The sequence below is a fragment of the Paenibacillus sp. J22P15 genome (assembly GCF_056269345.1).
In genome coordinates this window covers 42,060-67,668 of record NZ_JBWDNT010000024.1, presented here as the reverse complement: position 1 = coordinate 67,668, position 25,609 = coordinate 42,060, and the positions used below count along the sequence as shown (strand labels likewise).

The following is a 25,609-nucleotide window of genomic DNA, read 5'->3' as shown; positions in this document are numbered from 1 at the left end:
ATTCGTTTGAATCGTAAGGGCAGTTATTACTCGTTGTTCAGTTTTCAAAGAACAATTCATTCTTTCGTGTCATCCGCGTTTGTCTCAGCGGCGACAAGAAATAATATATCACAGGGGCCCAATTAAATGCAACCCCTTTTTTAAAAAAACTTTTAAAAACCTGATTTTATCGATAAGACCGCGCATTTAAAGCATAACGCGATAGCTCTTTCGGGGAAGCAATACGAGCATACATACGGAAAATGATCTTGTATCTTCTTGTAATCGCTTGTTTAATATCACCATCTAAGCGAGAATCATTCAGGTCAAGCAGCATTTCATCCAGCTCTTTACGAAGGACGTAGTCGAGTTCTTTACATTCTTTATCGTTGAATAGTATTCCGAGCATAGCCGTGAGTGACCTCCTTTAGTTGTAAAGCGCAACTAGATCGTCCTTTAACGAACAAAAAAGCAACGTCTCACGCAAATGCGTTTTGACACTGCTTTACTGTTATGCTCAAATATTGGAAAAATTATTACATCGATAACAACCATAATGTAATTGTACTCTCAATAACGGATGCAATAAGTAGTGTTACTGTCAAAATAACCATGACTGGAACTGTACGAACAACGAACCTCTCGAGCTCACTGCCTGTGCTTGCTGACTTTGATCTGGCGAAGACAAGCGATCCGCCGGCCTTTAGAACAAGAACTCCAAAACGCAAACCATATGCGCATGCAATGATAATAGCTGGAATCTCCAATATACCGTGCGGCAGCAACCCCTTCACTATTAGTTCCATTACATATGCGCCGCCGTGCAGCTCTGCTGTTGTTTTCAACAAATATCCAATCATCATCCCATTTACGACTAAGAAGAAAAATGGCAGCACTCCGAACAATGCCCCTAAGTACATGACCAATATCGATTTTATTGCGTTATTCAAAAATATGAAGATCATCATCGTTAATGTTGGATTTTTCGATTCATCAATCATTTGGACAACCTGTCCTAGTCCCTGCAGCTGTTCATCCAGAAATGCTCTGAATGCGGGATTCGTACCTCCAATAACCATCCCTGCTAAAAACAATATTGATCCAAAAGCAATATAAGGGCTCATTTGCTTAAAATGCTCCCAAATTAAACGCCATTTAAACATTTATTCCCCTCCGCATCTTGTAAGTTCGCAAGTTGGATGAATATCTCAGTTGTACGAGCATAGATTGTACTACAAGCGTAAACGACGGAAGCCTTCCAAGCGAGGCAAAAGGCAAATACTCGTTTCGCAATAAAGATAAGTGAAGTACAAGCTTCCATTAGAGAGGAGTGCCCTTCCCTATGAACGTTTTTTATGTTCTGAATGGCCGAAAGTTGAAAAGGTATTTCTTAATTTCTATCGCTGTTGTTTTTTCCATCGGTATCATTTATGCCGAGCGTGACAACATCACCGTGTTTGCTCCGCAGCAGCCAGCTGCAATCTACAGTGTACCCACTGACAAAAAGGTCGTAGCTCTTACCTTTGACATTAGCTGGGGCGATAAACGCACGGAACCCATTCTTAATGTACTGAAAGAGAAAAACATTAGTCAAGCTACCTTCTTCTTGTCTTCACCATGGAGTCAGTCTCACCCTGAAATCGTTCGTAAAATTCAAGAAGCCGGATACGAGATCGGCAGTCATGGTCACAAGCATGATAATTACAGCAAGCTAAGCGATGAGGAAATTCGCAAGCAAATTACGACTGCACATACCATCCTATCTGACGTAACGGGAAAACAACCGAAATTGATCCGACTTCCTAATGGTGATTTTGACAAGCGGGTACTGCGTATTGCTGAAGAACTTCAATATAAGGTTATTCAATGGGATACGGATTCACTCGACTGGATGAACATCGGCACGGACAAAATTGTCAAACGAGTCGTTACGCGCGCTCACCCAGGCGACATCATTCTATTTCACGCGAGCGATTCCGTAAAACAAACTCATGAGGCGCTGCCGATCGTTATAGATCAGCTTCGTGAGCAGGGTTATGACTTTGTGACGGTAACCGACCTCATCACACAAACCGAAGTAGATGGCAAGGCTGTACAGGATAAGACATCCTCTGTGTTCCCTGAGCTTAATGCTGCTGAAATTGAATGATGAGCTATACGACCGGCTTTGCTGCAATCGCTGCGGAGTCGGTTGTTTGTTTTTTGACCAAGCGATGCATCATCATAATTTGGTACGCATTACAAACGAATAAAGGAACCATCATAAATACAATAGCGGAAACGTTGGTTTCCCCTTGCAGAGCTGGCCAAGATTCAATAAATGTAACGAAGAACATTAGAAACATTGTCGGTACAAAAGCTGTTTTGTTCGTTTGCTTAACTTTAAACCATGATACCAATACAGAAAGAGCAAGCAGGATAAGCGGCAGCGTCCAGAAAAACCAGTTGTTCAAGCGCTGCTCGTACAACAAATATCCGAGTCCAACCGCTGCGAATATCGTCGTGTAGCCTTGCAAAGCATTCCATAAATATTTTTTGCCAAATACACTAAGAGCTATGTAGTTTAAAGTTAAATAAGCGAAAAAGCCCATTTGGCTAAAGGCGCCAATCATTAAACCAACCAAGGCCATCATTAATGCATTAAAGCCAACAGCCTTAAAGCCTAAGAAACCAAACTCTGGATCCACCCAAGACATAATCCCCCCGGTAATCACACAAGCAAGTCCCCCTACTACCATGCCGCTCCAAAATAAAAAGAACCACTTTTTTAAATTCACGTTCATTATCCTCCTGAATGTTTATGTCGGCTGGCTGCCCAACCAAAAACAATATTTCTTTTTTGGTACAACACCCTTTATTTTACCACGTTCACAACAAAAAGCTAAAGATTCTCCATGATAATACGGTGAACTTTGTACATAATAAGACTACAATCCATCATCTTTAGAACGATTTGTTTATTCTCATGGAATCCAGAAGCACTGTCATAGAAGGGAGCATACAAATCATGCGTAAAAACTTTGCTTTAATATCGATAATCACAGCAATGATATTTGTATTATCAGGCTGTGGATCTGATTCCTCTGGAGGTAAGGAGCAGGTCAGCTACAAAGATTTAAAGACGATGGTTATTGATATCCTCAAGACGGAGGATGCACAGAAAGCGCTGCAGGAGTCGACTCAGAAAATTTCAGGCTATAATGGTCAAACTTCTAAGCTGCTGTCCGTGCAGGATCAGGAGGAGGTTCGTCTGGCGGTTAAGGACGTCCTTATTTCTCCACAGTATGATAAGGTCATCAAAAAATTGATGGCTGATCCTCGTTTCGCTGGGGAATTTGCGAAATCCGTTAATAAGCAAAATAAAGAAATCCATAAGGAACTGATCAAGGATCCCTCTTATCAAACGGATTTAATCAAAGTGCTTAAAAATCCAGAGATGGACAAGATGATACTTGAAGTACTGCAGAGTCCGCAGTATCGCAAGGAAGTCATGTCTCTTATGCAGGACGCGATGCAAAATCCGATATTTCGACTTGAAGTGCTTGATCTCATGAAAAAGGCTGTTCAAGAAGAGCTTAAGCCAAGTCCAGATGAGAAGAAAAAAGAAGAAGGAGGAGATGCACAGAAATCCGATGAAGAAGGCGGAGGCGGAGGCGGCGATGACTCTGGATCAGGTGAGGAAGAAAGCAGTTCGGGTATGTAGCAGTAAAGGATATACTGGAGCTTGTTAGTGCCTACTTCATATTATTGATGAAAAAAAGCCCGAACAGTTTGTCCCGCCAAGCAGTGTACGCTTGATTTCTGTGGACAATTGTTCGGGCTTTTGTTGATGTTATCGGATTAATTGCCGCATTTCGCTAATACGCTATCCGCAAGATCGAGGTACAGCTTACCTGTTTCGCTGTCTTCTTTGTATACGGATGGTGCAAAATCGGGCTCTGACACATGATTGTCCGGAGCGCCTAACGGAATTTGCGCGAGCAGGTCCGCATGCAGCGTTTCTGCGAGGCGTGCGCCGCCTCCCCGACCAAATACATATTCTCTCTCGCCGGTTGCCTTGGATTCGAAATAAGACATATTCTCGACGATTCCGATAATTTCATGTTCCGTCTTAATTGCCATGGCTCCAGCTCTTGCTGCTACGAATGCAGCTGTAGCATGTGGTGTAGTGACGATAATTTCTTTGCTTTGCGGAATAATCTGATGAACATCAAGTGCAACGTCTCCCGTACCAGGCGGAAGATCTAAGAGCAGGTAATCAAGTTCGCCCCACTCAATTTCTTGGAAGAAATTGCGCAGCATTTTGCCCAGCATCGGTCCGCGCCAGACGATTGGGCTGTTGTCTTCTACGAAGAAGCCCATCGACATCACTTTAACACCAAACTTCTCGATCGGAATTACCCGTTCACTCACAACGTCAGGGCGTTCCTCGATGCCCATCATATCAGGCACGCTAAAGCCGTAAATGTCAGCATCGATGATGCCGACACGTTTGCCTCTGCGGGCTAGTGCGACCGCTAAATTAACGGTCACAGTTGATTTGCCGACGCCGCCCTTGCCGCTGGCGACGGCGATGAACTTCACGCCGCTGCTAGGGTCCAGCAGCGGATTAGCTAGGCCGGCACCGTGGCCCTGAACGGGCGCGGTGCCGCTAGTTTTGCCAGCACCGGCTGGCGCTGCCTCTGCCCGAAACCGGAAGTGCACCGTTTCGGCGCCTAGGCGCGCCAGCGCCTCGCGTAGCGAGGCTTCAAGCGCGGGCTCCATTGCCGCGCCATACCCAAGGACCGTCATCGAAACTTGACGGTCCCGAACCATTACGTCGCGGACGGTAATTCCATCCGCGTTTTGTTGTGCCGTCACAATTTCGACGGCCTCTATAACTTGCTCTCGTGTCAACATAGGATGTGTCCCACCTTTATATAATTAGAACTATATAATAGTTAGTATAACACAGTAAGTCCTTGAGCCAAGTCATACGCTGACGTCTTGAAGCAATTTAGCTGCAGACCGTCTACTTTGTTGTCACCTCATCCTGCAGTACACTGCCGCTCAGCTTTTCACCTGCAGCAAACCTCAGCACTCCCTCATAAATGGATGCGGCTACCGATCTTTGATATTCCGTATCTGCGAGCCGCTGAGATTCACCTGGATTGGATAAGAAACCAACCTCAACCAGTGCTGTCGGAATGTTCTCGATGGACTTTAATAGATATACATCCTTTACCGTTGCTGCTATTCTTGTTGTATTTTCCAAATTACGTTTGATCTCATCTTGAATGAAGGTAGCTAGAATACGATTTTCCGGGTGCGTATTAGGATTAAAAAAAGTTTGTGCCCCTGACCATTTATCCGATGGAATACTATTCATATGAATACTTATTACTACGGCAGGATTGCTATTTTTAATAACAGCTACACGCTTCTTCAGATCCTCTGTCTTCCGCTTGCTATAGGCTCTTGAATCCCCTGTAGCAAGATCATAATCTCCTTCTCTAGTCATTACAACGATTGCCCCGGCCTGCTGCAAATAATCACGCAAATAAAGCGCAATCGCCAAATTCAAATCCTTCTCGATAATGCCCTGCTTACTGACTGCACCGCCGTCTGCCCCCCCATGCCCAGCATCAATGGCTATCGTCTTACCGGATAAGGGCAGCGTCCAATAGGACCATGCTTTTTTGGAAGGCATCGATTGTGTAAGAAGTATGCCTATCAACGCAATAACCAACAGCCCTATACTAATTCGAGCTGCGCCTTTATACGTCAACCAGATAACAACATGCCGATCAATTCGGCGCATAAAAAAACCACCCCGTTCTCCATCAAATGAATACGCGGCATCCAATAGCTCTAACTCACGCCAAATGCACACTATCATTTATATGGGACGAGATGGTCGATTATGAGACAAAGATTTACGATATTACTTGAATTAGCCTACTGGCTGCTCCAACATGCCTTCAATTAGAATCTTTGCAACCTCAGGACGAGAGAATTCAGGAGGCGGGCAAACGCCGTCGCGCAGCAACGCGCGAACCTTCGTACCTGACAGCGTCAAATGATGCTCCTTGTCATGCGGGCATGTTTTGGATGTTGCCATGTTGCCGCATGCTTTGCAGAAGAAGCTATGCTCGAAATAAAGCGGTGTAATACCCAAATCTTCTGCTGGTATCGTTTTGAGCAAATCCTGTGCTTCATAGGTACCATAGTAGTCGCCTACTCCAGCATGATCGCGGCCAACAATAAAGTGAGAGCAGCCATAGTTTTTACGAACAAGCGCGTGGAAAATCGCTTCACGAGGTCCAGCGTAACGCATAGCTGCCGGGAATACACCAAGGAATACACGATCCTTTGGATAATAGTTTTCGAGCAGCGCCAGGTAGCTCTTCATACGTACATTAGCAGGAACATCATCCGATTTCGTTTCGCCAACTAGCGGATTGAGGAAAAGGGCATCAACGATTTCCATTGCCGTCTTTTGAATATATTCATGAGCACGGTGAACCGGATTGCGAGTTTGGAAACCTACAACGGTTTTCCAGCCCTTCTCTGCAAATAAACGACGAGTTTCCGATGGATCAAAATAAAACTCATTAAACTTCTCAGGCTGAGGACGATTTAATACCGTAATCTCTCCGCCTACATTTGTTGATGAACGTTCGAACAGCTTTTGAACACCTGGATGCTCAAGATCATCTGTTTTGAACACGTTAACCGCTTCAACCTTATGATCTACTGTATAAATGCTGTCGATGTTTATAATTGCATAAATAACGCCATCTTCGCCGATAAGTGCTGCACGTTCGCCTACTGTGAAAGCAGTAGCCTTCTCTTCTTCTACCGCAAGTGTAATTGGAATGCTCCAAACTGTACCGTTCGCAAGGCGCATATCTTTCACAACCGATTGATAATCTGCTTCGTTCATGAAGCCCGTCAATGGGGAAAATGCGCCAACAGCGATTAGATCAAGGTCAGAAATGGCCCATGTGTTAATTACGATAGATTTTAATGTATTTGCTTCAGCTAGTAATGCTTCACGTTGCTCGCTCGAAGCGACACGATTAATCAGTACGCCGCCATGCGGTAGTATTTGACTCATTTGTAGTATATCCTCCCTAGGTTGCTTATTTATGCAATCCGCATTCTGTTTTTTCTGAACCTGACCAGCGACCAGCGCGTGGATCTTCACCTGGCATTACTTTACGTGTGCATTGCTCACAGCCGATGCTCGGGTAGTTTTGATCATGCAATGGATTATAAATTACATCGTTCTCACGGATATAATTCCAAACATCCTCAGATGTCCAGTGTGCGATTGGATTAAATTTAACGAGTCCAAATTTGGTATCGTACTCAATTTTTTTGGAATTTGCACGAGTCGGTGCTTGATCGCGGCGAATTCCTGTAATCCAAGCATCGTATTTTGAGAGAATGTTAGTCAAAGGTTTAACCTTACGAATGTTGCAGCATCCGTTCGGATCGGATTTCCAAAGCTCTTCGCCAAACTGAGCTGCTTGCTCCTCAGGTGTAATTTCAGGCTTTACTTCTACGAAAGGAATACCAGGGTAACGTTTAGCCATCAAATCACGCGTCTCATACGTTTCCTGAAAATGATAATCCGTATCTAAATAGAAAATATCCGTTTTGGGACTTACTTTTTGCAGCATATCAACAAGTACAACATCCTCAGCTCCAAAACTGCATGCGAATGTAATATTTGGGAATGTTTCTACTGCAAACGCAATAATTTCTTCTGGGGTTGCGGTTTCGAGCTCTACTTCCTTTTGCTTGATAAGCGCTTCTTTTTCAAAAAGGTTCATTTGTATGCCCTCCGTTTTTAATTCCTAGTAAATTAGTCTGTATTTAAATTATACGTCCAAAATGCTCAATGTTCAATATAAGTTTACACCAAAATGAAATAAAGTTTTTAGCATTAACAGAAAGCACAAAAAAATGCCCTCTCTGACAAGCAGAGAAGGCATTTTGACGTATAATATTAACGTTTCGAGAATTGTGGAGCGCGACGAGCCGCTTTAAGACCGTATTTTTTACGTTCTTTCATACGCGGATCACGAGTTAGGAAGCCAGCACGTTTTAGAGCCGGACGGAATTCTGGATCTGCTTTAAGCAGAGCACGTGAAATACCGTGACGGATAGCGCCTGCTTGACCGGACATACCGCCGCCGTTAGCAATTACTAGTACATCGTAGTTTGACAATGTATCAGTAAGGTTAAGCGGTTGTTTTACGATCAGCTTCAGTGTTTCTAGACCGAAATATTCATTAAGGTCGCGTTTGTTAATAATGATTCGTCCTTCACCCGGCACAAGACGTACACGTGCAACAGAGTGTTTACGACGACCGGTTCCATAGTATTGCACTTGAGCCATGAAACTTGTCCTCCTCTTTATTACCCGCGAAGTTCGTAAACTTCAGGGTTTTGTGCTTGATGTGGATGTTCCGCACCTGCGTATACTTTAAGTTTAAGCTTCATTTTGTTACCAAGACGGTTCTTAGGCAACATACCGTGTACAGCCAGTTCAATAACGCGCTCTGGCTTGTTTTTAATCATCTCTTGTGCCGGTGTGGATTTCAATCCGCCGGAATACATGGAGTGACTGTAGTAAATTTTATCTGACATTTTCTTACCTGTCAGATGAATTTTTTCAGCGTTGATAACAACAACGAAATCGCCTGTATCAACATGAGGTGTAAATGTCGGTTTGTGTTTGCCGCGGATCAGGGCAGCAACTTCACTCGCCAAGCGGCCTAGCGTTTTGCCTTCCGCATCGACGACGAACCATTTACGATCAACTTCAGTTGATTTAGCCATATAAGTGGTACGCATGGATGATCCTCCTTAATTTCATACATTAATCGTTTTTATAACAACGTAATCGTTGGTTTGTTTATTCATTGTAATTCGCCAAGTTTGTGACAATCTCAGTCGGGGCTGTGGGTTAGCCACTTCGAAAGCACAAGTTATATTCTACTATAAAATATAAGTAAGTGCAAGTAATTTATAGTGGTTTATCCCTGTTTTTCGCTGGAATATTCAACATCTATTAGCATCAATCCATGCGGCATTGCCGTAGGACCAGCAAGCGAACGATCTCGCCCCTCTAGGATGCTTTTTATCTCAGACGAAGCGATCTTCCCTTCGCCAACCCATAGTAAAGTTCCCATAATGACTCGAACCATATTGTACAAGAAACCATTGCCTGTCACGTACATATGTACGATCGGACCTTCCTGCACAAACTCTGCTTCATAAATTGTACGTATATGATGAGGCTTGGTTGAATGTATGGATGTAAACGAAGTAAAGTCATGCTGGCCTACTAGGCAGCTGAGCCCCTCGCGCATCGCATTCACATCAAGCGGCGTCGGATGATGAAATCGATACTGTCGGCCAAATACATCAGGAAACTTCCCAGTATCAATCGTATAGCGATACGTTTTGCGCTTAGCGGATCTTCGAGAATGAAAATGCTCCGGCACATCGAATGCTTCAATAATGACGATATCCTTCGGTAATCGCGTGTTAAGCGCAATTGCCCACCTCTCTGTAGGAATCGTAGATTCCGTATAGAAGTTGAATATTTGTCCCCGCGCATGCACTCCCGCATCTGTACGCCCCGATCCGATAATAATGATCGTTTCGCCTGTCAGCTTTTTTATGGCCTTCTCTATTTCACCCTGAACCGTTCTGCCGTATGGCTGCGATTGAAAACCGTTGAAGCCTGTTCCGTCATAGCTAACCTTTACGCATATATTTCTCAACCTATCCCCCCCTTTAACTAAAGGGATACCTAAGCTTCCTAAATCCCCTTGAATGGGAACCCTGAGATGCTAAGCAATATGGACACCTATCAGGTGTCACACAAGTTCATCTACCGCCCCTGACATGAATAACAAACCTAAATTACCAAATAAAAAAAGGTGGCCGCAAGGGTCCACCCTTTTCATTAAAATATAAGAAGTATAGGGTAAACCTTATACTTTCTTATATTTTATTGCGTTAGCGTGCTTATCCCCCACTTTTAGCAGGCACAAGCCGTTTACCGCTCGCGTATAAAGCTTGGACAAGGTTTAACGCTGTGGACAAGCTTATACATTTTGTGTATTAGGTTTACTACGCGCGGTCAACCAATTCCAGGTAAACCATAGGCGCAGCATCGCCGCGACGGGGTCCTAGTTTTAGAATACGCGTGTATCCGCCTGCGCGCTCCGAGTAACGAGGTGCTAGATCGGAGAACAGCTTTTGAATAGCGTCTTGTTGTCCATCAACGGATTCGCGACGAACATAAGCAGCTACTTGACGACGAGCATGAAGATCACCTTGCTTAGCTTTAGTGATCAACTTCTCAGCGATAGAACGAACTTCTTTCGCTTTTGCTTCAGTCGTTTGAATACGCTCATAAAGGAACAAGTCAGTAACGAGGTCACGGAACAAAGCTTTCCGTGCACTAGCGTCACGTCCTAATTTTTGATATGCCATCTTGTTTTCCCCTCCCTTGCTCTTTTGTCTTAACTAGTTGGTTACTACTCTTCCATGCGAAGGCCCAAACCGAGCTCTTCAAGCTTTTCTTGAACTTCCTCAAGGGATTTACGTCCGAGGTTACGAACTTTCATCATGTCCTCTTCGGATTTCGTGATAAGCTCTTGAACAGTATTGATACCAGCGCGCTTCAAGCAGTTGTAAGAACGGACGGAAAGATCAAGTTCCTCGATCGTCATCTCTAGAACTTTCTCTTTCTTATCTTCTTCTTTCTCAACCATAATTTCAGCGTCTTTGGCTTCATCGGTCAATCCAACGAACAAGTCCAAATGCTCGGTCAAAATTTTAGCGCCGAGGCTTACAGCCTCTTCCGGTCGAATACTACCGTCAGTCCATACTTCAAGTGTTAGCTTGTCGTAGTTAGTTACTTGACCAACACGTGTATTTTCAACGCTATAATTTACACGAGTAATTGGCGTGTAAATCGAATCAACGGGAATTACCCCAATCGGTTGTTCTTCTTTCTTGTTGCGATCCGCTTGCACGTAACCGCGTCCCCGATTAGCAAATACCCGCATATGGAGCCGCGCGCCGGAGGCCAAGGTTGCGATGTGAAGATCAGGGCTTAAAATCTCGACATCGCTGTCTGCTCGAATGTCGCCCGCTGTAATATTCCCTTCGCCATCCGCGTCGATTTCCAACACCTTTTCTTCATCGGAGTGGATTTTCAACGAGAGGCCCTTCAGGTTCAGAATGATTTCGGTAACATCCTCAATCACTCCGGGAACCGTAGAGAACTCGTGAAGCACTCCATCGATTTGAACCGAGGTTACTGCTGCACCCGGCAACGACGACAACAAAATTCGGCGAAGCGAATTTCCAAGCGTCGTTCCATATCCGCGTTCAAGCGGTTCGACGACGAAACGTCCGTAAGTTCCTTCATCATTCAGTTCTACGGTTTCGATTTTCGGCTTTTCGATCTCAATCACTAATAGTACCCTCCTTCAAACGTCGCTCCGTTAGCTTACGTTATTTTAAGTCAAACCTTGTAGTATGCCAAACCTTCACAACCATTATTCACAAGTTGTTGATATTTGATACCACATCAGATCCAACTATACGCGACGACGTTTCGGAGGACGGCATCCGTTATGAGGAACTGGTGTTACGTCTTTAATGAGGTTAACTTCCAATCCAGCAGCTTGAAGCGAACGAATCGCAGCTTCACGGCCGGCGCCTGGACCTTTTACCATCACTTCGACAGTTCTCATGCCATGCTCCATCGCTGCTTTCGCAGCAGTTTCAGCAGCCATTTGAGCTGCGAAAGGCGTGCTCTTACGTGAGCCTCTGAAGCCCATGTTACCAGAGCTTGCCCATGAAATTGCATTGCCGTGAGGATCCGTGATCGTAACGATCGTATTGTTGAACGTTGAGCGAATGTGCGCAACGCCAGTCTCAATGTTTTTCCGGTCGCGACGTTTCGTACGAACGACTTTTTTTGGTTTAGCCATTGTCCATTATCCTCCCTTCTTATTTCTTCTTGTTAGCTACAGTCCGACGAGGACCTTTACGCGTACGTGCATTTGTTTTCGTACGTTGACCGCGAACAGGCAAGCCGCGACGGTGACGAAGTCCACGGTAGCATCCGATTTCAGTCAGACGTTTAATGTTAAGTGAAATTTCACGACGCAAGTCGCCTTCTACTTTAACAGATTTATCAATTGCTTCGCGAAGGCGAGCAAGTTCGTCTTCTGTCAAGTCACGAACACGAGTGTCGAAGCTAACTTCAGCTGTATTCAAAAGTTTTTGCGACGTTGTTTTGCCGATACCGAAAATGTATGTCAGGGCGATTTCGACGCGTTTATCACGCGGCAAGTCTACACCAGCTATACGTGCCATAGGCTATATTCCCCTCCTTCTATCCTTGTTTTTGTTTGTGTTTCGGATTTTCACAAATCACCATAACGTTGCCTTTGCGACGAATGACTTTGCATTTTTCGCAGATCGGCTTTACCGAAGGTCTAACCTTCATTGTGATTACCTCCCGAATCTTTCGTAACAAGCCCCTAATTGGACTTATTTACGATAGGTGATGCGCCCTTTTGATAAATCATAAGGCGATAACTGTATAACCACCTTGTCTCCTGTCAGGATGCGAATAAAGTGCATTCTGAGCTTACCGGAAACATGTGCGAGAATTTGATGACCGTTCTCCAGCTCCACCTTGAACGTGGCATTCGGCAACGGCTCTATAACCGTACCTTCGACTTCAATGATGTCTTCCTTAGCCAACCGTCATTCTCCTTTCGCATTTACATACTTCTGTATTGCATAACGTAACTTTGCGTTTGTCACCCTGCCGGTTTCTTGCATACTGCTTGAAACCTCTGAACTTATTGCAGACTGTAACTCGAGATGTAGAACGTTCTTTTTCTTCGGCCCATCGAATCGGCGCTTATGGCCATCGGCAATCATGACGAATCGCTCATCAACGATTGCTATGATAACAGCATAGCTTTCCTCATCTTTACCGCGAAGAACTTTGACGAACTGACCAATCTGGGGACGAGCTTCCATCGTCATAGTTATGGCTGCTTCGGCAAAATGGTCAATATTTCAAAGCCGTCCTCTGTAACAGCTACTGTATGCTCGAAGTGAGCACACCATGAGCCGTCTTCCGTTACAACCGTCCAATTGTCTTCGAGCGTCCGGACATATCGTTCACCGATATTAACCATTGGTTCGATTGCAAGCACCATTCCGGTCTTCAGACGAGGTCCGCGATCCGGTAAACCGTAGTTCGGTATTTGTGGTTCCTCATGGAGGTCCGCGCCGATTCCGTGCCCTACGTATTCCCGTACTACGGAGAATCCTGCATCTTCAATTACCTTTTGAATAGCATGCGAAATTGTATATAGTCTAATATCCGGTTTGATGAGCGCAAGCCCCGCATAAAGCGATGCTTCCGTCACCTCTAGCAGCTTTTGAACTTCAGGGGTCACAGCTCCAACCGCATAGGTCCAAGCTGAATCTCCGTGATAGCCCTCAAATTGCGCTCCGATATCGATACTAATTATATCGCCTTCGTTCAACTTGCGTGACCCAGGGAAGCCGTGCACCAGCTCGTCATTCACAGAAGCACAAATGCTGGAAGGGAAACCATTGTAACCTTTGAAAGAAGGGATTGCATTTTGACTCTTAATGAACGTTTCAGCGATTTGGTCAAGCTCACGAGTAGTGATGCCTGGTTTCACAGCCTCCGCCATCAATCGATGCGTTTCCGCAACAATGCGTCCAGCTTCTCTCATATATCGCAGCTCCGAATCGGATTTGCATATAATCATTACAATGAACCTCGCAAGCAGGATACGATGTCAGATGTTACAACATCAATGTCCTTCTCGCCGTCGACTTCGCGAAGGAGACCTTTAGCACTGTAGTAATCGAGTAGAGGTGCGGTTTTGGATGTATACTCATCCAAACGCGTTCCGACCTTTTCCTCTGTATCATCAGAACGTTGATACAATTCTCCGCCGTCTTTGTCGCAGATACCTGCAACCTTAGGTGGATTAAAGATTACATGATAAGTCGTACCAGTCGTTTTCGATATGCGTCTGCCCGTCAAGCGAGCAAGCAGCAAGCTGCGATCAACCTTTAAATTAACAACATGGTCAATACTGCGTCCGAGCTCCGCAAGCATAACATCAAGTGCTTCTGCTTGCTGCAGTGTGCGAGGAAACCCGTCGAGCAAGAATCCATTTTTGCAATCGGCTTGTTCAAGTCTTTCCTTTACAATACCGTTCGTGATCTCATCGGGAACGAGCAAGCCTTGATCGACATACTCTTTCGCTTTGATTCCAAGTGCGGTTCCTTGTTTCATAGCGAGGCGAAATGCATCACCAGTTGAAAGATGGGGAATACCGAACTCTTCTACGATCCGTTCAGCTTGTGTACCTTTACCGGCGCCCGGAGGGCCCATGAATAAAATGTTCATTGCTGAGTTCCTCGCTTTAAGCACAATAGGCTCGGGCGGGCAGCCGCAGAGCGCCTGTTGACGAACGCGGAAGCCCGGTCAGAACCTATTGTTATTTATTGATAAACCCTTTGTAATGGCGTTTGATCAACTGGCTCTCGATTTGCTTCATCGTATCAAGTGCAACACCGATAACGATTAGTAATGAAGTACCACCTAGCTGCACTGACTTAGGTAATCCAGCAAGTGTCCCGAAGAATACCGGAATTATAGAGATAACCGCCAAGAAAATTGCACCTGTCAACGTAATACGCGACATAACGCGTGTTAGGTAAGACGAAGTTGGCTTTCCTGGACGAATACCTGGAATATATCCGCCATTTTTCTTCATTTGATCGGCCATTTGAACCGGATTAATTTGTACGAAAGTGTAGAAGAAGGTAAACCCGATGATTAACAATACGTACAATACCATACCCAGCGGTTGGTCATAGCTCATATTTTTAATGATCCAGTCTGCCCAACCCTGAGTGGACCAAAACTGAGCAATCGTAACCGGGAACATGATAAGTGAAACCGCGAAAATGACCGGAATAACGCCTGCGCCGTTCACTTTCATCGGAATGTGCGTCGATTGTCCGCCGTACATTTTCCGTCCAACAACGCGTTTTGCGTATTGAACAGGAATTTTACGAATACCTTGTTGTACGAATATAACACCAACGATGATAGCGATAATCGCGATCACAATCAGTACCATTTTGACGATGTTCAAGAACAATTGGTCTTGGGCACCTACGAACTGATCTTCATAGATCGTACGAATGTGTCCCGGAATACCAGCTGCAATTGCTGCAAAGATAAGAATGGAAATACCATTTCCGATTCCTTTTTCCGTAATTTGCTCACCCAGCCACATCAAGAAAGCAGTACCTGCTGTCAAGATAATAGCAATAAGCAAGTAATCAACGAATGTTGCGCCAACAATCATTTCATAACCGTATTGACGGTTAAAGCCGATCGCTGTTGCGAAACCTTGGATCAAACCAAGAACAATCGTACCATAACGAGTGATTTGTGCGAGTTGACGTTTACCGTTCTCGCCTTCCTTTGCCCACTCTGCGAATTTAGGAATAACGTCCATCGATAACAGCTGTACGATAATCGACGCTGTAATGTAAGGTGTAATTCCGATTGCGAAGATTGAGAATTGGAACAAAGCACCGCCGGAAAACGTGTTAAGCAAGCCGAACAATTCCGCACCGGCTGTATCAACCTGCTTAAACACATCTTTGTTTACACCGGGTACCGGAATAAAGGCACCGATGCGGTATATTAATAGGATGAAAAGGGTGAAGAGGATCCTTGTACGAAGATCCGCCACTTTCCAAATATTGGACACGGTCTTGAACAATTAGATCACCTCGGTTTTACCGCCGGCAGCCTGGATTTTCTCTACCGCAGATTGAGAGAACTTGTTTGCTTTAACAGTAAGTGTAACGCTAACTTCACCATTACCCAAAATTTTGATTCCTGCGAGTGGGTTCTTAACGATCCCTGTCTCGATGAGAACTTCTGGTGTGATTTCAGTACCTGCTGCAAAAGCATTAAGTTCTTCAATGTTGACAATCGCGTACTCTTTGCGGAACGGATTGTTAAATCCGCGCTTAGGCACTCGACGATACAAAGGATTTTGTCCGCCCTCGAAACCAGGACGAACGCCGCCGCCGGAACGAGCGTTTTGACCTTTGTGACCTTTACCGGCAGTTTTACCGTTGCCGGATCCGATACCGCGACCCTTACGCTTAGGCGCTTGGGTTGAGCCCGGTGCTGGTGCTAGCTCATGCAATTTCATCGTTCGTGCACCTCCTTATTTATTTCTTGGAACCTACATCTATTCTTATACTTCTTCTACTTTTACCAAGTGACTAACAGTGTTAACCATGCCGCGGACAGCTGGGCTATCGTTCAAAACAACTGCTTGACGAATCTTCTTAAGACCGAAAGACTCAACCGTTGCACGTTGTTTCTCGTTGCGACCGATTAAACTGCGAACGAGGGTGATTTGCAATTTTGCCATCTTATTTCCCTCCTTAGCGTAGCAATTCTTCGACTGTTTTTCCACGAAGCTTTGCAACTTCTTCCACGCGTTTAAGACGGGAAAGACCTTCAAGCGTTGCATTAACCATATTCATGGAGTTCGAAGAACCTAGCGATTTCGTCAAGATGTCGCCGACGCCAGCAAGTTCAAGAACTGCACGAACCGGGCCGCCAGCGATAACGCCAGTACCTTCTGAAGCAGGCTTCAAAAGAACTTCACCTGCACCGAAATGTCCTAGTACAAGATGGGGGATAGTAGTACCAACGATTGGTACATGGATCAGGTTTTTCTTAGCATCTTCAATACCTTTGCGGATTGCATCAGGTACTTCGCCTGCTTTACCGATCCCTGCGCCAACGTAGCCTTTACCGTCGCCGACTACTACAAGTGCACTAAAGCTGAAACGGCGTCCGCCTTTTACAACTTTAGATACGCGATTGATATTAACAACTTTTTCAGTCAGTTCTAACGTATTTGGATCTACACGCAAGTCGTTTAACCTCCTTATAAATAAAGTCGATTAGAATTCTAGGCCAGCTTCGCGAGCTGCTGTAGCAAGAGCCTGAATTCTGCCGTGATACAAGTAACCGCCGCGGTCAAATACTACTTGGGTTACACCCTTAGCTTGAGCGCGTTTCGCAATCAATTCTCCAACTTTGCTAGCAGCATCGATGTTACCACCGTTGCCGATTGCTTCAGTCAAATCTTTATCCTGTGTGGATGCTGAAACGATAGTTACTCCAGTAACATCGTCGATTAATTGTGCATACATATGCTTGGAGGAACGGAATACAGATAGACGCGGACGTGCAGCTGTACCGTTAATTTTTTTACGAACACGAAGGTGTCTTTTTAGACGAGCCTTGTTTTTGTCGCCTTTCGTAATCATACAAAGTTCACTCCTTTCTTTATGCCTTAAGACGCTATCTTAAGCAAACGATACGTTTGCTTATTTTTTCTTACCAGCTTTACCTTCTTTGCGGATGATGCGTTCGCCTTCATACTTGATACCTTTACCTTTATACGGTTCTGGTTCACGTACGGAACGAATTTTCGCTGCAGTTGCGCCAACTAGCTCTTTATCGATACCACGAACAGTAATCTTAGTGTTCGCAGGAACGTCGAACTCGATGCCGCCCTCTGGAGTGATCTCAACTGGGTGAGAGTAACCAACGTTAAGTGTGATTTTGTCTCCAGTTTTGCTTGCACGGTAACCTACGCCAACTAGCTCCAAGTTTTTGGAGAAGCCTTCAGTAACGCCGCTCACCATGTTAGCGATGATGCTGCGAGTTGTTCCGTGCAACGAGCGATGCAATTTATTATCGGAAGGACGTTCTACTAGGATTTCAGTTTCAGTTACATTCACAACCATATCTTTGTGAACTTCACGGGAAAGTGAGCCTTTCGGTCCTTTTACAGTAATAACTGTGTTGTCCAAGCTAATTGTTACGCCGTTAGGCACTTGGATTGGTTTGCGACCAATACGGGACATTGTTACACCTCCTATCTTTGTGACTTGTTACTTACCAAACGTAGCAAACTACTTCGCCGCCAGATTTAACTTGACGAGCTTCTTTATCAGTCATAATCCCTTTGGAAGTGGAAATGATAGCAATTCCAAGTCCACCGAGTACACGAGGGATTTCAGTTGATTGTGTATAAACGCGAAGGCCTGGTTTTGAAATACGTTTCAAACCTGTAATAACGCGTTCTTGGTTAGGGCCGTATTTCAAGAAAATACGGATAATCCCTTGTTTGTTGTCTTCGATATATTCAGCGTCGCGGATAAAACCCTCGCGCTTCAAAATCTCAGCGATTTGCTTCTTCATTTTCGAAGCGGGCATTTCCACGGTCTCGTGACGAACGACATTCGCGTTACGAATACGCGTCAACATATCTGCAACCGGATCAGACATAACCATTGTGTTAACCTCCTTCCCAAACTAGGCTGATTACCAGCTTGCTTTTTTAACGCCAGGAATCTGGCCCTTATGTGCTAACTCACGGAAACAAATCCGGCAAACTTTAAACTTTTGCAAAACAGAATGCGGACGGCCGCAACGCTCACAGCGCGTATACGCGCGCACTTTAAATTTCGGTGTGCGTTGTTGCTTCACTTTCATCGAAGTTTTTGCCACTGGGTATTACACCTCCTAAAAGTGGATTACTTCGTGAACGGCATGCCCATTTGGGTCAGCAATTCACGAGATTCTTCGTCCGTTTTTGCCGTCGTGACGATGACGATGTCCATACCGCGCACTTTATCGACTTTATCGTACTCGATCTCTGGGAATATCAATTGCTCTTTCAAACCAAGCGTATAGTTACCGCGGCCGTCAAAAGCTTTGTTAGATACACCGCGGAAGTCACGCACACGCGGTAAAGAGATGTTGAACAGTTTATCAAGGAAATGGTACATACGCTCGCCGCGCAATGTAACTTTAACCCCGATTGGCATGTTCTCACGAAGTTTAAAGCCTGCAATAGACTTCTTCGCACGAGTAACGACTGGTTTTTGACCAGAAATGATACGTAGTTCTTCAACAGCTACATCAAGGATTTTCGAATTGGAAACCGCTTCGCCTACCCCCATGTTGATAACTACCTTCTCAATTTTCGGCACTTGCATAACAGACGTATAGTTGAACTTCTGCATAAGAGCAGGAGTTATTTCGTTTAAGAAACGACCTTTCAATCTTGCTGCCATTGATCATGGACCTCCTTTCCTACCGTAACGATTAGTCGATTACTTCTCCGGAACGTTTCGCGATCCGAACTTTCTTGCCGTTGTCGAGCACTTTGTATCCGATACGTGTTACTTTACCGCTCTTCGGATCAATATGCATAACGTTTGATACGTGAATTGGCGCTTCTTGTTCGATAATACCGCCCTGTGGATTAGCTTGCGATGGACGAGTATGTTTCTTAACAGTGTTAACACCTTCTACGAGTACGCGATTTTCACGCGGGTACGCAGCGATAACGCGGCCCTTCTTACCTTTGTCTTTACCGGTAATTACGATAACCGTATCATCTTTTTTCACGTGCAATTTGTTGTTATGGGATTCGAGTACTTTTTTCAGCCTTGGCATGAGTTACACCTCCTGCACGCTTGTGCTTTCAAGCTTATATAGGTTCTTAGATTACTTCTGGAGCTAGAGATACGATTTTCATGAAATCTTTATCACGAAGTTCACGGGCAACTGGTCCAAAGATACGTGTGCCACGTGGGCTTTTATCTTCTTTAACGATAACAGCTGCGTTTTCGTCAAATGCGATATACGAACCGTCTTTACGACGAACCGAACGCTTTGTACGAACGATAACCGCTTTAACAACGTCACCCTTTTTGACAACGCCGCCTGGTGTTGCTTGTTTTACTGAGCAAACGATCAAATCGCCGATGTGAGCAACGCGACGTCCCGTTCCACCAAGTACACGGATACACATCAATTGTTTTGCGCCAGAGTTGTCAGCAACCGCTAAGCGCGAAAATGGTTGAATCATTTTTCAACGTCCTCCTTTCGAAAAATGCTCAGATACTGCATACGCTCATTAGATAATAACAGCAACTTCAACAACTTCTACAAGTCTGAAGCGTTTGTCTTTCGATAGCGGACGAGTCTCCATGATTTTCACGATGTCGCCAATTTTCGCTTGGTTATTTTCATCGTGCGCCTTAAATTTTTTCGTAACTTTAATGCGTTTATGGTACAAATCGTGTTTTTTATATGTTTCAATAGCAACTACGATTGTTTTGTCCATCTTGTCGCTTACCACTTTGCCAATTAACACTTTGCGGGCATTGCGTTCGCTCATGTTCTTCCTCCTTCCTTCAGCCGTGATTTATGCAATCATGTAAGGGATATACTAGCTGCTAATTCCGAGTTCTCTTTCACGCAAAATCGTTTTAGCACGAGCGATTCCTTTACGCACATCACGGATCCGAGTCGGGTTATCCAATTGGCCAGTAGCCAGTTGGAAACGAAGATTGAAAAGCTCTTCTTTAAAACCAGCGACCTGTTGTTCAAGCTCAGCAGAGGTTAGGTTTCTAAATTCACTAGCTTTCATTTGCTTCACCACCCACTTCTTCACGCTTCACGAATTTAGTCTTGATTGGCAATTTATGAGCCGCAAGACGCATCGCTTCACGAGCGGTTTCTTCGGATACACCAGCAAGTTCAAACAGGATTTTACCTGGTTTAACTACGGCTACCCATTTCTCAACGTTACCTTTACCACTACCCATACGCACTTCAAGAGGCTTTTGAGTAATAGGTTTTGCAGGGAAAATTTTGATCCAAACTTTACCGCCACGTTTGATGTAGCGAGTCATAGCGATACGAGCCGCTTCAATCTGACGGTTTGTGATCCATGATGGTTCTAGAGCTTGAAGACCAAATTCACCGAATGCTACTGTAGTGCCGCCTTTAGCGCGACCCTTCATATGACCGCGTTGTTGTTTGCGGTGTTTGACACGTTTAGGTACCAACATGATTAGTTGCCTCCTTCCTGGGGAGCTTTCTTCTTAGTCGGAAGGACTTCGCCGCGATAGATCCATACTTTAACGCCAATACGGCCGTATGTTGTAGCCGCTTCAGCCGTGCCATAATCGATATCTGCACGTAGTGTATGAAGTGGTACTGTTCCTTCGCTGTAGCCTTCCGAACGTGCGATTTCCGCGCCACCGAGACGACCGCTAACAGCGGTTTTGATCCCTTTAGCACCTGAACGCATGGAGCGTTGAATTGCTTGCTTCAATGCGCGACGGAAAGATACACGACGCTCAAGTTGTTGTGCGATGCTTTCAGCTACAAGAATAGCGTCAAGATCTGCATGTTTGATTTCAGAAATGTTGATGTGTACTTTTTTGCCTTTAGTGATTTTACCAAGCTCAGTACGAAGGTTTTCTACTTCGGAACCGCCTTTACCAATAACCATACCTGGTTTTGCGGTTTGAATCGTTACGTTCACGCGGTTAGCTGCACGTTCGATCTCGATGTGAGAAACTGCTGCGTCTTTCAGCTTGTTTTTCAAGTATTCACGGATTTTAACGTCTTCCATGAGAAGATCGCCGAAATCTTTGCCCGCGAACCATTTGGACTCCCAATCACGGATAACTCCGACCCGGAAGCCTATTGGATTTACCTTTTGACCCACACGTAATCCCTCCTTATTTTTCAGATACCACCAAGGTAATGTGGCTGGTTCTTTTATTGATCCGGCTTGCGCGACCCATCGCACGTGGACGGAAACGTTTCATCGTTGGCCCTTGGTTAACAAAGGCTTGCGAGATAAACAATTTGTTTACGTCAAGCTGGTAGTTATGCTCAGCGTTAGCAATAGCAGAGTTCAACAGCTTCTCCAAAATTGGGGATGCAGACTTAGGCGTGTGACGCAAAATCGCGATTGCTTCGCCAACTTGTTTACCGCGAATCAAATCCGCAACAAGCTGTGCTTTACGAGGAGCAATACGAATATATTTAGCGTGCGCTTTAGCTTCTGACATGTAGGAACCTCCTCTCGTTCAGTTAGAGATGTTTAAGGGCAAATTAACGTCTACCCGTTTTTTTGTCTTCACCGGCATGGCCTTTATACGTACGAGTTGGTGCAAATTCACCAAGCTTGTGTCCAACCATATCTTCCGTTACATATACAGGCACGTGCTTGCGTCCATCATATACCGCAAACGTGTGACCAATGAATTGTGGGAAAATGGTCGAGCGGCGGGACCAGGTTTTGATAACGACCTTTTTCTCAGCTTCGTTCAATACCTCGACTTTTTTAAGCAGGTAACCGTCAATAAACGGACCTTTCTTTAAACTGCGACCCATTTGTGTTCCTCCCTTCAAATAAGCGGTAGCGATACTTTCGTATCATGCGGTTTTTATCAAGCAGTTATTATTTCGTGCGACGACGAATAATGTATTGGCTTGATGCTTTTTTCTTCTTACGCGTTTTGTAACCAAGAGTTGGTTTACCCCATGGTGACAATGGCGATTTACGTCCGATTGGAGCACGGCCTTCACCACCACCGTGTGGGTGATCGTTAGGGTTCATTACAACACCACGTACAGTTGGACGATTGCCTAACCAACGGTTACGACCGGCTTTACCGATTTTCACGAGTTCGTGATCTCCGTTACCAACAGAACCAATTGTAGCACGGCAAGTGTTCAAGATACGACGAACTTCACCTGAAGACAAACGAACAGATACATAGTTTTCTTCTTTACCAAGAAGTTGAGCACTAGTACCAGCTGCACGAACAAGTTGTCCGCCTTTGCCTGGTTTCAATTCGATGTTGTGGATAACTGTACCGACAGGGATATTAACAAGTGGCAACGCGTTGCCCGGTTTAATATCAGAACCTACTCCAGATACCACTTGATCTCCAACTTTCAAACCTTTAGGAGCGATGATATATGCTTTTGCACCATCAACATAATGGATCAAAGCAATGTTGGAAGAACGGTTCGGATCATACTCGATCGTCGCTACGTTACCAACGATACCGTCTTTAGTACGTTTGAAGTCGATGATACGGTATTTACGTTTGTGTCCGCCGCCATGGTGACGAACCGTAATTTTACCTTGGTTGTTGCGACCAGCTTTTTTGAAAAGTGGAGCAAGCAACGATTTCTCCGGTGTACTTGTCGTGATCTCTTCGAAAGTCGAGACTGACATGTTACGACGTGCAGGAGAGGTCGGTTTGTACTTTTTAATAGGCACTTTGATTTCCTCCTTTTCTAAACAGACGTTTCAAAGAATTCAAGTTCTTTGCTGTCAGCGCTCAATTGAACGATGGCTTTTTTCCAATCCGGTCTGTATCCGCTATGTTTACCATAACGTTTCGGTTTACCCGCAACACGCATTGTGTTAACGCCGGTTACTTTTACTTTAAAGATTTGCTCAATTGCAAGTTTGATTTCAGTTTTGTTTGAACGAAGATCTACTTCGAACACATACTTCTTATCAACCATGTAATCGCTCGTACGTTCGGTGATAACCGGGCGCTTGATAATATCGCGTGGATTTTTCATTACGCAAGCACCTCCTGTACTTTCTCTACTGCTTCTTTAGTGATGATTAGGTTGTCATGCACCAATACATCCAGAACATTAATGCCGTCAGCTGCAACGAACTTCACACCTGGGATGTTACGAGCAGACAATGCTACGTTATCTTCATAATTAGCCGTTACTACAAGAGCTTTGCGGCCAACTTTAAGGTTGCTTAGAATTGCTGCAAATTCCTTCGTCTTAGGAGTCGCAAGTGTCAATTGATCCAAAACGATAATCTCGTTTGCAATCACTTTAGAAGACAATGCTGATCTAATCGCTAGACGACGAACTTTCTTAGGAAGTTTGAAGCCGTATGAGCGTGGAGTAGGTCCGAAAACCACACCGCCGCCAACCCATTGCGGGGAGCGAATGCTACCTTGACGTGCACGGCCAGTACCTTTTTGTTTCCAAGGTTTACGACCGCCACCACGTACTTCAGAGCGTCCTTTAGTTTTGTGATTACCGAAGCGTTCAGATGCTTGTTGATTAACAACAGCACTGTGCAGAACGTGTACATTTGGCTGGATTCCGAAAACCGTTTCAGCCAATTCAAGTTCGCCGACTTGTGCGCCGCTCACGTTAAATACTGTTACTTTTGGCATTTCCTGTTCCTCCTTTCTTAAAAATTAATTATTTCTTAACTGTTTGTTTAACTTTTACGAATCCGTTTTTCGGGCCAGGGATTGAACCTTTAATTAGAAGAACGTTACGCTCTACATCTACACGGATAACTTCAAGTTTTTGAATCGTGATTGTTTCGTGACCCATATGTCCTGGAAGGCGTTTGCCTTTCGGTACACGGTTCGCTTGGATAGAACCCATCGAACCTGGTCCACGGTGGTAACGGGAACCGTGAGACATAGGACCCGTGCTTTGTCCCCAACGTTTGATAACGCCGGCAAAGCCTTTACCTTTTGAAATACCTGTTACGTCAACGAATTCGCCCTCTGTGAATAGGTCAGCTTTCACTTCTTGGCCAACTTCATAATCACCTAGATTAATTCCGCGAATTTCACGAACGTAGCGCTTAGGTGTTGTGTTAGCTTTTTTAGCGTGACCAGCTTCTGGCTTATTCGATCTGCTTTCCTTCTTATCGGAGAAACCGAATTGAACAGCTTCGTAGCCATCGCTTTCTTGGTCTTTCTTTTGAAGTACTACGCAAGGTCCAGCTTCGATAACCGTTACAGGAACGACATTACCTTCAGCAGTAAACACTTGAGTCATACCAAGTTTTTTTCCTAAGATACCTTTCATGTTGACACCTCATTTCCTTTCTATGATCGCATATGCTGATATTACAGTTTGATTTCGATATCTACACCGGATGGTAAATCCAGGCGCATCAACGCATCAACCGTTTGCGGCGTTGGGTTTACAATGTCGATCAAACGCTTATGAGTGCGTTGTTCGAATTGCTCCCTTGAATCCTTGTACTTGTGTACCGCACGGAGAATGGTGATGATTTGCTTTTCCGTTGGCAACGGAATCGGCCCGGATACGCCTGCACCGGAACGTTTTGCAGTTTCAACGATTTTCTCTGCGGATTGATCAAGAATCCTGTGATCGTATGCTTTCAAGCGGATACGAATCTTTTGCTTTGCCATATAAGTCCCTCCTTCTATCGCCCAATTTATTATCGGACATACTCCGTGAGAAAACCCTGCACATGCCCCATGGCAAAGGGGCCGGGTGTGTCGGCAACCTCTCACATCATCGCAACGTCAGACCAACAGTCAATATTATACCTAATCTAATAGGCAATTGCAACATAAAGTTTCTTCTCACATTATGGTATTGTACGATGACATCATAGACAACTATCATTCCGCGCAATTTTCCATTTGATAGACCCATTATGTCCCTTATTACAATCCTTTAGAACACATTCATTATAATAACGGAAGTAATGGGCGCTTTATGATTATATACATCATTCGGTGGAAAAGACACCGCCAAATAACGCCAACATCCTTCATTAATGGCTATCATCAG

43 protein-coding genes are annotated in these 25,609 nt (G+C 44.7%); 2 read left to right on the top strand and 41 right to left on the bottom strand.

What is annotated here, in order from left to right:
* Positions 1 to 166 precede the first annotated feature (166 nt).
* Both AC0YN6_RS27175 and AC0YN6_RS27170 read right to left on the bottom strand, forming a co-directional pair.
* Positions 167 to 388, bottom strand: a complete 222-nt coding sequence (locus AC0YN6_RS27175; RefSeq protein WP_053373934.1) for a hypothetical protein — start codon at positions 386 to 388, stop codon at positions 167 to 169.
* 127 nt (positions 389 to 515) lie between these two features.
* Positions 516 to 1,142: a stage II sporulation protein M gene (locus tag AC0YN6_RS27170; protein ID WP_475750940.1), complete on the bottom strand. Its 627-nt coding sequence runs from the start codon at positions 1,140 to 1,142 to the stop codon at positions 516 to 518.
* A 179-nt stretch (positions 1,143 to 1,321) separates the two neighbouring features.
* Between AC0YN6_RS27170 and pdaB the strand changes: the two genes are divergently transcribed.
* Entirely contained in the window at positions 1,322 to 2,128 is an 807-nt protein-coding gene (pdaB, locus tag AC0YN6_RS27165; protein WP_475750938.1) for a polysaccharide deacetylase family sporulation protein PdaB, read from the top strand.
* Positions 2,129 to 2,132: 4 nt separating this feature from the next.
* Here pdaB and AC0YN6_RS27160 read toward each other — a convergent pair whose 3' ends face one another.
* Positions 2,133 to 2,756, bottom strand: a complete 624-nt coding sequence (locus AC0YN6_RS27160; RefSeq protein WP_475750936.1) for a KinB-signaling pathway activation protein — start codon at positions 2,754 to 2,756, stop codon at positions 2,133 to 2,135.
* A gap of 230 nt (positions 2,757 to 2,986) precedes the next feature.
* On the opposite strand from AC0YN6_RS27160, the gene gerD reads away from it, so the two are divergent.
* Positions 2,987 to 3,682, top strand: coding sequence for a spore germination lipoprotein GerD (gene gerD, locus AC0YN6_RS27155; RefSeq protein WP_475750934.1), 696 nt, complete (start codon positions 2,987 to 2,989; stop codon positions 3,680 to 3,682).
* Positions 3,683 to 3,819: 137 nt separating this feature from the next.
* On the opposite strand, the gene AC0YN6_RS27150 is transcribed toward gerD, so the two are convergent.
* From AC0YN6_RS27150 to rpsJ, 38 genes are all read right to left on the bottom strand, one after another.
* Positions 3,820 to 4,878 (bottom strand): Mrp/NBP35 family ATP-binding protein, encoded by a 1,059-nt coding sequence (locus tag AC0YN6_RS27150; protein WP_475750932.1) that lies wholly within the window; start codon positions 4,876 to 4,878, stop codon positions 3,820 to 3,822.
* 112 nt (positions 4,879 to 4,990) lie between these two features.
* The gene (cwlD, locus tag AC0YN6_RS27145; RefSeq protein ID WP_475750931.1) at positions 4,991 to 5,779 is read right to left on the bottom strand and encodes an N-acetylmuramoyl-L-alanine amidase CwlD; all 789 of its coding nucleotides are present in this window, start codon (positions 5,777 to 5,779) and stop codon (positions 4,991 to 4,993) included.
* 132 nt (positions 5,780 to 5,911) lie between these two features.
* Positions 5,912 to 7,078, bottom strand: a complete 1,167-nt coding sequence (gene sat / locus AC0YN6_RS27140) for a sulfate adenylyltransferase (protein WP_475750929.1) — start codon at positions 7,076 to 7,078, stop codon at positions 5,912 to 5,914.
* A gap of 25 nt (positions 7,079 to 7,103) precedes the next feature.
* Entirely contained in the window at positions 7,104 to 7,799 is a 696-nt protein-coding gene (locus AC0YN6_RS27135) for a phosphoadenylyl-sulfate reductase (protein WP_475750927.1), read from the bottom strand.
* A 176-nt stretch (positions 7,800 to 7,975) separates the two neighbouring features.
* Positions 7,976 to 8,368, bottom strand: coding sequence for a 30S ribosomal protein S9 (gene rpsI, locus AC0YN6_RS27130; RefSeq protein WP_054025303.1), 393 nt, complete (start codon positions 8,366 to 8,368; stop codon positions 7,976 to 7,978).
* 20 nt (positions 8,369 to 8,388) lie between these two features.
* The gene (gene rplM, locus AC0YN6_RS27125; protein ID WP_054025304.1) at positions 8,389 to 8,826 is read right to left on the bottom strand and encodes a 50S ribosomal protein L13; all 438 of its coding nucleotides are present in this window, start codon (positions 8,824 to 8,826) and stop codon (positions 8,389 to 8,391) included.
* A gap of 182 nt (positions 8,827 to 9,008) precedes the next feature.
* On the bottom strand, positions 9,009 to 9,761 hold the full coding sequence (gene truA / locus AC0YN6_RS27120) for a tRNA pseudouridine(38-40) synthase TruA (protein ID WP_475750924.1): 753 nt from the start codon (positions 9,759 to 9,761) through the stop codon (positions 9,009 to 9,011).
* A 352-nt stretch (positions 9,762 to 10,113) separates the two neighbouring features.
* Entirely contained in the window at positions 10,114 to 10,479 is a 366-nt protein-coding gene (gene rplQ / locus AC0YN6_RS27115; RefSeq protein WP_475750923.1) for a 50S ribosomal protein L17, read from the bottom strand.
* 44 nt (positions 10,480 to 10,523) lie between these two features.
* Positions 10,524 to 11,468, bottom strand: coding sequence for a DNA-directed RNA polymerase subunit alpha (locus AC0YN6_RS27110; protein ID WP_475750921.1), 945 nt, complete (start codon positions 11,466 to 11,468; stop codon positions 10,524 to 10,526).
* Positions 11,469 to 11,594: 126 nt separating this feature from the next.
* Positions 11,595 to 11,990 (bottom strand): 30S ribosomal protein S11, encoded by a 396-nt coding sequence (gene rpsK, locus AC0YN6_RS27105; RefSeq protein ID WP_054025307.1) that lies wholly within the window; start codon positions 11,988 to 11,990, stop codon positions 11,595 to 11,597.
* Positions 11,991 to 12,009: 19 nt separating this feature from the next.
* The gene (rpsM, locus tag AC0YN6_RS27100; RefSeq protein WP_475750919.1) at positions 12,010 to 12,378 is read right to left on the bottom strand and encodes a 30S ribosomal protein S13; all 369 of its coding nucleotides are present in this window, start codon (positions 12,376 to 12,378) and stop codon (positions 12,010 to 12,012) included.
* Between the two features lie 19 nt (positions 12,379 to 12,397).
* On the bottom strand, positions 12,398 to 12,511 hold the full coding sequence (rpmJ, locus tag AC0YN6_RS27095; protein ID WP_003333770.1) for a 50S ribosomal protein L36: 114 nt from the start codon (positions 12,509 to 12,511) through the stop codon (positions 12,398 to 12,400).
* A gap of 44 nt (positions 12,512 to 12,555) precedes the next feature.
* Positions 12,556 to 12,771: a translation initiation factor IF-1 gene (gene infA / locus AC0YN6_RS27090; RefSeq protein WP_053373919.1), complete on the bottom strand. Its 216-nt coding sequence runs from the start codon at positions 12,769 to 12,771 to the stop codon at positions 12,556 to 12,558.
* Positions 12,772 to 12,774: 3 nt separating this feature from the next.
* The gene (locus tag AC0YN6_RS27085; protein WP_475750944.1) at positions 12,775 to 13,056 is read right to left on the bottom strand and encodes a hypothetical protein; all 282 of its coding nucleotides are present in this window, start codon (positions 13,054 to 13,056) and stop codon (positions 12,775 to 12,777) included.
* A gap of 8 nt (positions 13,057 to 13,064) precedes the next feature.
* Positions 13,065 to 13,823 (bottom strand): type I methionyl aminopeptidase, encoded by a 759-nt coding sequence (gene map, locus AC0YN6_RS27080; protein WP_475750917.1) that lies wholly within the window; start codon positions 13,821 to 13,823, stop codon positions 13,065 to 13,067.
* The gene (locus tag AC0YN6_RS27075) at positions 13,823 to 14,473 is read right to left on the bottom strand and encodes an adenylate kinase (protein WP_475750915.1); all 651 of its coding nucleotides are present in this window, start codon (positions 14,471 to 14,473) and stop codon (positions 13,823 to 13,825) included. Before AC0YN6_RS27075 ends, map begins: the two co-directional genes overlap by 1 nt.
* Positions 14,474 to 14,564: 91 nt before the next feature.
* Entirely contained in the window at positions 14,565 to 15,866 is a 1,302-nt protein-coding gene (gene secY, locus AC0YN6_RS27070) for a preprotein translocase subunit SecY (RefSeq protein ID WP_475750913.1), read from the bottom strand.
* Positions 15,867 to 16,307 (bottom strand): 50S ribosomal protein L15, encoded by a 441-nt coding sequence (gene rplO / locus AC0YN6_RS27065; protein WP_475750911.1) that lies wholly within the window; start codon positions 16,305 to 16,307, stop codon positions 15,867 to 15,869.
* A 45-nt stretch (positions 16,308 to 16,352) separates the two neighbouring features.
* Positions 16,353 to 16,532 carry a 50S ribosomal protein L30 gene (rpmD, locus tag AC0YN6_RS27060; protein WP_076338888.1) on the bottom strand — a complete coding sequence of 60 codons (180 nt, stop codon included), beginning with the start codon at positions 16,530 to 16,532 and terminating at the stop codon, positions 16,353 to 16,355.
* Positions 16,533 to 16,545: 13 nt separating this feature from the next.
* The gene (rpsE, locus tag AC0YN6_RS27055) at positions 16,546 to 17,043 is read right to left on the bottom strand and encodes a 30S ribosomal protein S5 (RefSeq protein WP_054025314.1); all 498 of its coding nucleotides are present in this window, start codon (positions 17,041 to 17,043) and stop codon (positions 16,546 to 16,548) included.
* A 30-nt stretch (positions 17,044 to 17,073) separates the two neighbouring features.
* The gene (gene rplR / locus AC0YN6_RS27050) at positions 17,074 to 17,442 is read right to left on the bottom strand and encodes a 50S ribosomal protein L18 (RefSeq protein WP_475750909.1); all 369 of its coding nucleotides are present in this window, start codon (positions 17,440 to 17,442) and stop codon (positions 17,074 to 17,076) included.
* Positions 17,443 to 17,502: 60 nt separating this feature from the next.
* Positions 17,503 to 18,045, bottom strand: a complete 543-nt coding sequence (gene rplF / locus AC0YN6_RS27045; RefSeq protein ID WP_475750908.1) for a 50S ribosomal protein L6 — start codon at positions 18,043 to 18,045, stop codon at positions 17,503 to 17,505.
* Between the two features lie 31 nt (positions 18,046 to 18,076).
* Positions 18,077 to 18,475: a 30S ribosomal protein S8 gene (rpsH, locus tag AC0YN6_RS27040; protein ID WP_053373909.1), complete on the bottom strand. Its 399-nt coding sequence runs from the start codon at positions 18,473 to 18,475 to the stop codon at positions 18,077 to 18,079.
* 30 nt (positions 18,476 to 18,505) lie between these two features.
* Positions 18,506 to 18,691 (bottom strand): type Z 30S ribosomal protein S14, encoded by a 186-nt coding sequence (locus AC0YN6_RS27035; RefSeq protein ID WP_054025317.1) that lies wholly within the window; start codon positions 18,689 to 18,691, stop codon positions 18,506 to 18,508.
* A gap of 26 nt (positions 18,692 to 18,717) precedes the next feature.
* On the bottom strand, positions 18,718 to 19,260 hold the full coding sequence (rplE, locus tag AC0YN6_RS27030; protein ID WP_053373908.1) for a 50S ribosomal protein L5: 543 nt from the start codon (positions 19,258 to 19,260) through the stop codon (positions 18,718 to 18,720).
* A 31-nt stretch (positions 19,261 to 19,291) separates the two neighbouring features.
* Entirely contained in the window at positions 19,292 to 19,645 is a 354-nt protein-coding gene (gene rplX / locus AC0YN6_RS27025; protein WP_076271424.1) for a 50S ribosomal protein L24, read from the bottom strand.
* Positions 19,646 to 19,691: 46 nt separating this feature from the next.
* Positions 19,692 to 20,060 (bottom strand): 50S ribosomal protein L14, encoded by a 369-nt coding sequence (gene rplN, locus AC0YN6_RS27020; protein WP_102715333.1) that lies wholly within the window; start codon positions 20,058 to 20,060, stop codon positions 19,692 to 19,694.
* 48 nt (positions 20,061 to 20,108) lie between these two features.
* Positions 20,109 to 20,372, bottom strand: a complete 264-nt coding sequence (gene rpsQ, locus AC0YN6_RS27015; RefSeq protein ID WP_053373906.1) for a 30S ribosomal protein S17 — start codon at positions 20,370 to 20,372, stop codon at positions 20,109 to 20,111.
* A 51-nt stretch (positions 20,373 to 20,423) separates the two neighbouring features.
* Positions 20,424 to 20,624 carry a 50S ribosomal protein L29 gene (gene rpmC / locus AC0YN6_RS27010; RefSeq protein ID WP_053373905.1) on the bottom strand — a complete coding sequence of 67 codons (201 nt, stop codon included), beginning with the start codon at positions 20,622 to 20,624 and terminating at the stop codon, positions 20,424 to 20,426.
* Complete coding sequence (rplP, locus tag AC0YN6_RS27005; RefSeq protein ID WP_028609647.1) at positions 20,614 to 21,048, bottom strand: 50S ribosomal protein L16; 435 nt, start codon at positions 21,046 to 21,048, stop codon at positions 20,614 to 20,616. The genes rpmC and rplP overlap by 11 nt, the downstream gene beginning before the upstream one ends.
* Before the next feature lie 2 nt (positions 21,049 to 21,050).
* Positions 21,051 to 21,713 (bottom strand): 30S ribosomal protein S3, encoded by a 663-nt coding sequence (gene rpsC, locus AC0YN6_RS27000; protein ID WP_475750906.1) that lies wholly within the window; start codon positions 21,711 to 21,713, stop codon positions 21,051 to 21,053.
* Between the two features lie 13 nt (positions 21,714 to 21,726).
* Entirely contained in the window at positions 21,727 to 22,062 is a 336-nt protein-coding gene (gene rplV / locus AC0YN6_RS26995; RefSeq protein ID WP_475750905.1) for a 50S ribosomal protein L22, read from the bottom strand.
* A gap of 43 nt (positions 22,063 to 22,105) precedes the next feature.
* Positions 22,106 to 22,387 (bottom strand): 30S ribosomal protein S19, encoded by a 282-nt coding sequence (gene rpsS / locus AC0YN6_RS26990; protein WP_053373902.1) that lies wholly within the window; start codon positions 22,385 to 22,387, stop codon positions 22,106 to 22,108.
* A gap of 67 nt (positions 22,388 to 22,454) precedes the next feature.
* Complete coding sequence (gene rplB / locus AC0YN6_RS26985; RefSeq protein ID WP_475750903.1) at positions 22,455 to 23,285, bottom strand: 50S ribosomal protein L2; 831 nt, start codon at positions 23,283 to 23,285, stop codon at positions 22,455 to 22,457.
* A gap of 17 nt (positions 23,286 to 23,302) precedes the next feature.
* The gene (gene rplW, locus AC0YN6_RS26980; RefSeq protein ID WP_053373900.1) at positions 23,303 to 23,596 is read right to left on the bottom strand and encodes a 50S ribosomal protein L23; all 294 of its coding nucleotides are present in this window, start codon (positions 23,594 to 23,596) and stop codon (positions 23,303 to 23,305) included.
* Positions 23,596 to 24,219 carry a 50S ribosomal protein L4 gene (rplD, locus tag AC0YN6_RS26975; protein WP_475750901.1) on the bottom strand — a complete coding sequence of 208 codons (624 nt, stop codon included), beginning with the start codon at positions 24,217 to 24,219 and terminating at the stop codon, positions 23,596 to 23,598. The genes rplW and rplD overlap by 1 nt, the downstream gene beginning before the upstream one ends.
* Positions 24,220 to 24,247: 28 nt before the next feature.
* Entirely contained in the window at positions 24,248 to 24,871 is a 624-nt protein-coding gene (rplC, locus tag AC0YN6_RS26970; protein ID WP_475750899.1) for a 50S ribosomal protein L3, read from the bottom strand.
* A gap of 41 nt (positions 24,872 to 24,912) precedes the next feature.
* Positions 24,913 to 25,221 carry a 30S ribosomal protein S10 gene (gene rpsJ / locus AC0YN6_RS26965; RefSeq protein WP_017692074.1) on the bottom strand — a complete coding sequence of 103 codons (309 nt, stop codon included), beginning with the start codon at positions 25,219 to 25,221 and terminating at the stop codon, positions 24,913 to 24,915.
* Positions 25,222 to 25,609: the final 388 nt, after the last annotated feature.